This window comes from Methylobacterium sp. Leaf361 (assembly GCF_001424445.1).
Taxonomy (GTDB): domain Bacteria; phylum Pseudomonadota; class Alphaproteobacteria; order Rhizobiales; family Beijerinckiaceae; genus Methylobacterium.
Genome location: NZ_LMPY01000064.1, coordinates 1 through 6,174 on the forward strand (window position 1 = coordinate 1; position 6,174 = coordinate 6,174).

General features: G+C 63.5%; 7 protein-coding genes. 3 read left to right on the plus strand and 4 right to left on the minus strand.

What is annotated here, in order from left to right; translation table 11 throughout:
* Nucleotides 1–115: 115 nt before the first annotated feature.
* The 3 genes from ASG32_RS28260 to ASG32_RS28270 form a co-directional block, all read right to left on the minus strand.
* Complete coding sequence (locus tag ASG32_RS28260; RefSeq protein WP_056532929.1) at nt 116–361, minus strand: hypothetical protein; 246 nt, start codon at nt 359–361, stop codon at nt 116–118.
* 740 nt (nt 362–1,101) lie between these two features.
* Nucleotides 1,102–1,233 carry a hypothetical protein gene (locus tag ASG32_RS35725; protein ID WP_280141618.1) on the minus strand — a complete coding sequence of 44 codons (132 nt, stop codon included), beginning with the start codon at nt 1,231–1,233 and terminating at the stop codon, nt 1,102–1,104.
* A gap of 828 nt (nt 1,234–2,061) precedes the next feature.
* Nucleotides 2,062–2,475, minus strand: a complete 414-nt coding sequence (locus tag ASG32_RS28270) for a response regulator (RefSeq protein ID WP_244492269.1) — start codon at nt 2,473–2,475, stop codon at nt 2,062–2,064.
* Between the two features lie 118 nt (nt 2,476–2,593).
* On the opposite strand from ASG32_RS28270, the gene ASG32_RS28275 reads away from it, so the two are divergent.
* Nucleotides 2,594–2,800: a hypothetical protein gene (locus tag ASG32_RS28275; protein WP_056532935.1), complete on the plus strand. Its 207-nt coding sequence runs from the start codon at nt 2,594–2,596 to the stop codon at nt 2,798–2,800.
* A 31-nt stretch (nt 2,801–2,831) separates the two neighbouring features.
* Here ASG32_RS28275 and ASG32_RS28280 read toward each other — a convergent pair whose 3' ends face one another.
* On the minus strand, nt 2,832–3,392 hold the full coding sequence (locus ASG32_RS28280) for a chemotaxis protein CheB (RefSeq protein WP_056532938.1): 561 nt from the start codon (nt 3,390–3,392) through the stop codon (nt 2,832–2,834).
* A gap of 808 nt (nt 3,393–4,200) precedes the next feature.
* On the opposite strand from ASG32_RS28280, the gene ASG32_RS28285 reads away from it, so the two are divergent.
* Together ASG32_RS28285 and ASG32_RS28290 are read left to right on the plus strand one after the other, a co-directional pair.
* Nucleotides 4,201–4,578 carry an iron-sulfur cluster assembly accessory protein gene (locus tag ASG32_RS28285; RefSeq protein WP_056532948.1) on the plus strand — a complete coding sequence of 126 codons (378 nt, stop codon included), beginning with the start codon at nt 4,201–4,203 and terminating at the stop codon, nt 4,576–4,578.
* Nucleotides 4,579–4,911: 333 nt separating this feature from the next.
* Nucleotides 4,912–6,075 (plus strand): sensor histidine kinase, encoded by a 1,164-nt coding sequence (locus tag ASG32_RS28290; protein WP_056532941.1) that lies wholly within the window; start codon nt 4,912–4,914, stop codon nt 6,073–6,075.
* The last annotated feature ends 99 nt before the right edge of the window (nt 6,076–6,174 follow it).

Below are 6,174 nucleotides of genomic sequence, written 5' to 3' on the forward strand. Positions count from 1 at the left end.
TGAACTCGAGCGTGAACTCTCGTCTCGTCTTCGCCATCCGACACCTTCCCCGCTCAGCATGAGCGTATCAGAGGTGTCCGCGATGCCGAGGGAGGATCAAAGAGCTAATGAGCCCTCACGCGGCTACGGCTAACCTCGTATGCCGCCTTTCGGACACGCCAGCAGTCTCGGCGCTGCTCCCGCCGAATAGATGCCGGTACAGATCCGCCGGGGTACGGGCAAGGCCGCTTCCATCTGCGATGAGCACATCCGCCATACCGGCGGCAATCAGGCTCATGCCCTGATCCAGCGCGTTCAGCAGAGAGGCGTGCTGGAAGGCGAACCGACGCGCAGACTCACGGGCAGTGACGGTGAAGCTCACGGATGATGATCCCAATACGGTCACGGAGCGCGACCGATCGGGCGCTGCCGCTTACCTGTGGTTACGATAGGGGAAGAGATCGAAGCGAAGCCCTAGACGAGCACTGCGTCCCACGCGTCATCGTCAGCGATAACGACTCTCTGTTGAAGAAATCGTGTTCAACTTGCGGCTGCGGACACACCTGCAGGCGCCTCACCGCGTGAGCATCGTTTTCAGGACGCGCAGGGCGTCGGCGTAACCGCCCTCCCCCATCTCGCATTTCGGGCCGCCTCGCGTACCCAGCCCCACGCTGTGAAGAACGGGACAGAGCCCCGTCAGCCCGTGATCGGATCGGGCACATCAGCTCCGCGGCCCCCGAGGGCTACTTCGCTATTGGCCCACCCCTTGCGAAGCCATCGTGTGTTCCTCCCAAACACCCTTCAGCCCGGTAGCCCCCGCTACCGGGTTTCCTTTTGACCAACAGGAGGGTCGGGCTGCTGATGGTCAAATTGAGGATCAGGGCGAGGGATCGATGCCCTCAGGTCTGCGCACGCCCAAGGGTTCGCGATGCTGGCAGCACGGAAGCACTCTTGGGCCCATAGCGCCTGTCTTACGAGCACGGACTGCTCTTTGTCCCACTCGATGACCTTGAACGCGACCCCGCAGCGCGTGCACCAAACATCAAAAAAGTGCATGCAAGACCGACCGGTGTCGGCGCCTACCGTCCGTTGGCTTGCAAGGCCGCCCCGTCGAGCGTGTCTTCAATTGACGACGGCGGTTTTCAAGGTTCTAGCGACGTCATTAGCCTGATCTCGGGGCAGGCCTGTCACCAGAATGGCATCGTCCCGGTACACCGTGTACGTGCCGTCGTCAGTCGCGCGGATACGGATCATGTCGGCCCTCCGTGGCGAACTGCGTAGCACCGTAGTTTAGAACCGGGGAATGGCAAGGTCGGGCCGGTAAGCCTCTGTTTACCACCGCGTCGCAGGTTGCAGCCGCCGCCGGAGCGTGACCTTCGAGCGTCGGTAAAGCAGCGCCAAGGAGCGATCTCGTCCCAGCTCTGGTGCGGCCTCGCCGTCGCGGTCGCGCTCTCCTAGCGTGGGCCGCTATCCTCGGATCTGACGCCTTGCACGAGGCTCGCCAGATAGATGGCGGATGCGATCACGGCGCAGGCCATGACGCCGAGGGCTTGAGCTGCTGGCAAGGTCATACCGGCTACCATGCCGCCCGGTTGTGGCGAGCATGTTGCCGGATATGGGCAGGGCGATCACGAGCTAGCGATATGGCGTGCCGGGCTCCACGACGGGCGTTTAGGTCACTGCCATGCTTTGGTCCTGCCTGATGCTCATCGCCGAACAGGCGTTCGTGCCCGCGCAGTGGAAGCGCGCCTCCGTGCGAAGAGAGGCGGTCCTCGAAGGGCTCATGCTCGGTGCCGTCGCCGCCACCGTTGGCACCGGGGCTCTCGCATTCTCGATGGGAGCGATCGAGATCAGCGGCATAACCCACTGCGTGGACCGGCAAAGACGGCATGACCAGGCACGGCTGGACGATGGGCCGCTACCGCCCCTTGCCCCTGAGTGCCCCAGCCTTCAGCTACTCAAGCACCATGCTGCCACTCCTGGTCGAACCGCCAAGATGTAGAGCGATGGGGGAGTGCCGGTCCGTCCAATCACAGCCTGGACGGACCGGCATTGCCGACTCCGCGGAGGTAGCTTCTAGGGTCAGTGTAGCTGCAGCATCTGGAGCGCCTTGCACACCAGCCGCTCGGCACAGGGTTTGGCGATGAAGTGGGCGGCATCAGGCAGCAGTGCCGCTTCCTCGCGGGCGCATCCCGAGCAGACGATGATCCGCGTCTCCGGCCAACGTGCGCAGACGGTATGCGCGAGATCGCAGCCGTCCATCGTGCCGGGCATGTTGACGTCGGTGTACAACAGGGCGGCGCCGCCGTTGGCCTCCAGGTGCTGGAGCGCATCTTGGGCATGCTCTGCCTCCAGCACCTCGAAGCCGAGGGCGTCCAGCATGTCAGCGGCCGCCATGCGGATGATGGCTTCATCTTCGGCGAGGACAGCGATGGGGCGAGATCCTGACATGCATAAGAAAATGCGCACAACCGTAGCGTGTTTCAGCGTGGCCATAGATTTTCTCGATGTCGAGACTGGCGAGATTGCGATAGCCCCAGCCCGGTTGCAGGTTGGTTGCGGAGGTCGATGCGGATAGCTGGTGTCATCAGAGCAAGGCTGGCATAGCGTGCCGATGGCCGACGCTGTCCCGCACCCCTACTCCATCGAGGTCTCACCGCTCACCAAGCCGGAGGGGCACTTCCAGTGGGCGATCCGCCGGAGCGGTAAGCTGATTGAGCGGTCCGACCGGCCCCACCGCAGCGAGGCGAGGGCCTTCGAGAGCGCCATGGAAGCCGTCGAGCGGGCGATGAAGCCGGGAGCCGATGGCGGGCGTCGCTGAGGCCGTACATCCCGCACCCGGCCGCTCTGGTTCAGCGAGCAGCACAGTGTGCGGCGACCCGCTCGGCAAGTCGAATTGCGGTGAGGGGTGGCTCAGGATGGTCGCGCCTCACCGCGGCCAGGGGCATTGCCGGGTATTCGGCCTCGTCCGGATCCTGCACCAAGCCGAGACCACCATGCGCCGTGATCGAGCGAAGCCCGTCGGCGCCGTCGTTGTTCGCGCCGCTGAGCACGATCCCGACCACGCGCTCGCCGTAGGCTTCGGCGGCTGAGATGAACAGGGGATCGGCGGCCGGACGCGCGAACTGCACCTTGACCCCTCGATCCAGCCAGATCGAGCCGAAGCGCAGCCGCATGTGATGGTCGGGCGGCGCTACGTAGATCCGGCCACGCTCGATCGCCTCGCCCTGCCGCGCGAACGCTGTAGGGAGGTTCCCACGTTGAGCGAGGATGTCTGGGAGGATGCTCTGACGCATCCCAATGTGTTGGACGATGAACACGGAGGCCCGACAGGTGCTGGGCAGAGCCTCGACGATCTGCTTGAGCGGACCGAGGCCACCGGCGGAGGTGGCGATGACGATGATGGCGCTCATCTCATCAGGGCAATCGCGAGAACCCCTGGCGGTTCAGTCTGCCGCTATCAGGCGTCGGCGCCCGCGCGTCCAGCCGCAATCCATCATTAAGTACTTTACAACCGAGGATTGCGTTGCAATCGTGAGGTTGCCGCTACAGGCCGATGGGAGCGCGACGTGGTTGTGGTGCTTGATCCTCGGACAGGCAAGCTGATCCAGATCCGTGTTCCGCCTCGGCCGAAGCCCAAGCCGACTGCGTAGGCTCAGACGTTTGATCGCTCGGTGAGACACTGGAGCGCGAAGAGCCCACGCGGCTGCCATGCTGCCCTCATTTCGAGTTCATATCGCGACCGACGAGGGCGGCGCCCCAGCAACCTGATTGCAACCTTCATATGACTTCAATCGTAAGTTGCGATGGAGGCCGCGTGTTTATCATTGGGTCCGTCGGCCTGCTGGGCAGCACTGCGGCAGTGATCCTAGCCGCGTCGGCGGGACCAGCGCTCGCGATGGCGGCCTTCTTTGAAGGCGGCACACTCGGAGGGCTGCTTGGCGTGCTGATCGTGCTGGGCATGCCCGGGATCAGGCGGGGAGATTGAAGCCGCTCTCCCTTGAGCCTCGGCTAACCGTCCTGCCCCATCCTCAGGCAGGCCCGCATAGCATACTTGGCCCCTGCCGAGAGGAACGGCACCAAACCCCGCCAGCCCGTGATCTGATCGGGTGCGGGGCCGAGCGCGAGCAGAAGGTGCATAGCGCCACAGGGTCGGATCTATCCACTCGAGAGCCTGTTGCTTCTCTGGCTCCGCATTAGCGTGGCCTCAGGATTAAAATGATGGCTCCGCCATTCAAGGTTCTCTCATTGACCGACCGGAGCGCCGACCGGATCAAAGCGATCATCGCGGAAGCTGATCAATCGATCGCTGGCCTGCGGATCGGCGTGAAGAAGGGCGGCTGCGCCGGGATGTCCTACACGATGGAATATGCCGAGGCGGCCAAGCCCGGCGAAGACGTGGTCGAGGACCGCGGCGTTCGGGTGTTCATTGACCCGAAGGCGGTTCTGTTTCTGCTCGGCACCGAGATGGACTTCACGACCAGCAAGCTCACTTCGCAGTTCGTGTTCAACAACCCGAACCAGACCTCCGCCTGTGGATGCGGCGAGTCTGTAGCGATCAGCCCCGTAAGCCCAGGACAATTAGCTGCGCAACTCTGAGCCTCAGCGTCGTTGGCTGCCTTAAGTGAGGCTGACACCATCGAGGCGGAACGGCAGCTCTGGGAGGAGATGGACGCCTTGCACGTCCTACGACACCTGCTGTGGGACTTTCGGTTCCTGGAAAGTGCGCGACCTACACGAGGATTACGCCGCCGCCTCCCCACAAGGTATCCTGTCCGGATGCGATGAGCGCTGCAGGAGGCCGCCGACGATTAATGGCTGCCGGTTCTTCATCGCACCTACTTGAGGGCGTCTTCCATCCATAGAGATGGCCAGCCTCGGCCAGCCGATCCGACCATTAGGCTGGGCGCAGGTCTTGCCCTACGTTCGGCTATGAACGAGTTTCAGCAGGACTTGGCCGGGACGACAGGGCGGACCTTGGCCGAACAGCACATCGAGGCACTCCGCCAGCACGGCGGGATCTTCGTCGATGCCGTGCGGCTCACCCGCATGCCGATGATCGTCACGGACGCGACCCTGCCGGGCAACCCGATCACCTTCGCAAACCACGCCTTCTCGGCTCTGTCGGGCTACTCCCTGGAGGAGTTGCTCGGCCAAGATCCGCATTTCATGAACGGGCCAGAGACTGACCCGGCAGCCATCCAGGAGTACGAAGCGGCGGTCCGAGAACGTCGCGCCACGACCGTGGAAATCCAACAGTACGGCAAGGACGAAAAGCCCTTCCGGGCGATGTTGTATGCCAGTCCGCTAGATGACGGACAGGGCACCATAACCAACCATTTCCTGTCCTATCTCGATATCACGCGCCGCTTTGAGGCTGAGAAGGATCTGCAGGCGCTGACCGCCGATCTGGAGCAGCGTGTAGCGGCACGAACCCGCGAGCTGGAAGCGGCGAATGAGCGGATGAGGAGGCTGTCGGCCGAGCGTGAGGTGCTACTGGTGGAGGTCAACCACCGAGCCAAGAACAGCCTGTCGATCGCCGCAGCGCTTCTGAGCTTGCAGGCGCGGCGCCAAGCAGACCCGACGGTGAAGGGTCTGTTTGCCGAGGTCGGAGAGCGGATCAACGCGATGGCGCGGGCTCACGACCTACTGAGCAGGTCGCAAAACGTGCAGCAGGTCGATGCTGGCAGCTACGTGGCCGATCTGTGCGCTGCGCTGCAGGCGATCACTCCGGGCGACCATCGCATCCGTTTGGGTGCGGAAGTGTCGGCGGGGATCCTTATCAGTGCCGATCAGGCCATTCCGCTGGGCTTGGCAATGACAGAGCTGGTCACCAACGCCGTGAAGTATGCGTTTCCGTCCCCTCGCTCAGGTACGATCCTCGCCCGGATGTATCGCCCTCAGCCGGGTCGGGTCGCGTTGGTGATCCAGGACAATGGAATTGGCATGGCGGGCATCCGCGAGGGATCGCTCGGCTTCGGGCTGGTGCGCTCGCTCGTCGAGCAGCTCAGAGGCGACATCGATACCCGCAGCGAGGCCGGTGTGATCGTGACGATCTCGTTCCCGGATCAGCCATCTGCCCAAGCTGCCAGCTGATGCAGATGGGGTGGATGGCTCCCGCTCCGACTGACGGCATCTCGGTGCCAAGATGTGGTCGCTGTCGAAGCAGCAGCCACGCTCATGCAGGAGCCATCC

Coding starts and splice junctions, on each gene's coding strand:
- ASG32_RS28290 (WP_056532941.1), top strand. CDS start 4,912: ATGAACGAGTTTCAGCAGGACTTGGCCGGGACGACAGGGCGGACCTTG.
- ASG32_RS28280 (WP_056532938.1), bottom strand. CDS start 3,392: ATGAGCGCCATCATCGTCATCGCCACCTCCGCCGGTGGCCTCGGTCCG.
- ASG32_RS28270 (WP_244492269.1), bottom strand. CDS start 2,475: ATGGCCACGCTGAAACACGCTACGGTTGTGCGCATTTTCTTATGCATG.
- ASG32_RS28275 (WP_056532935.1), top strand. CDS start 2,594: ATGGCCGACGCTGTCCCGCACCCCTACTCCATCGAGGTCTCACCGCTC.
- ASG32_RS35725 (WP_280141618.1), bottom strand. CDS start 1,233: ATGATCCGTATCCGCGCGACTGACGACGGCACGTACACGGTGTACCGG.
- ASG32_RS28285 (WP_056532948.1), top strand. CDS start 4,201: ATGGCTCCGCCATTCAAGGTTCTCTCATTGACCGACCGGAGCGCCGAC.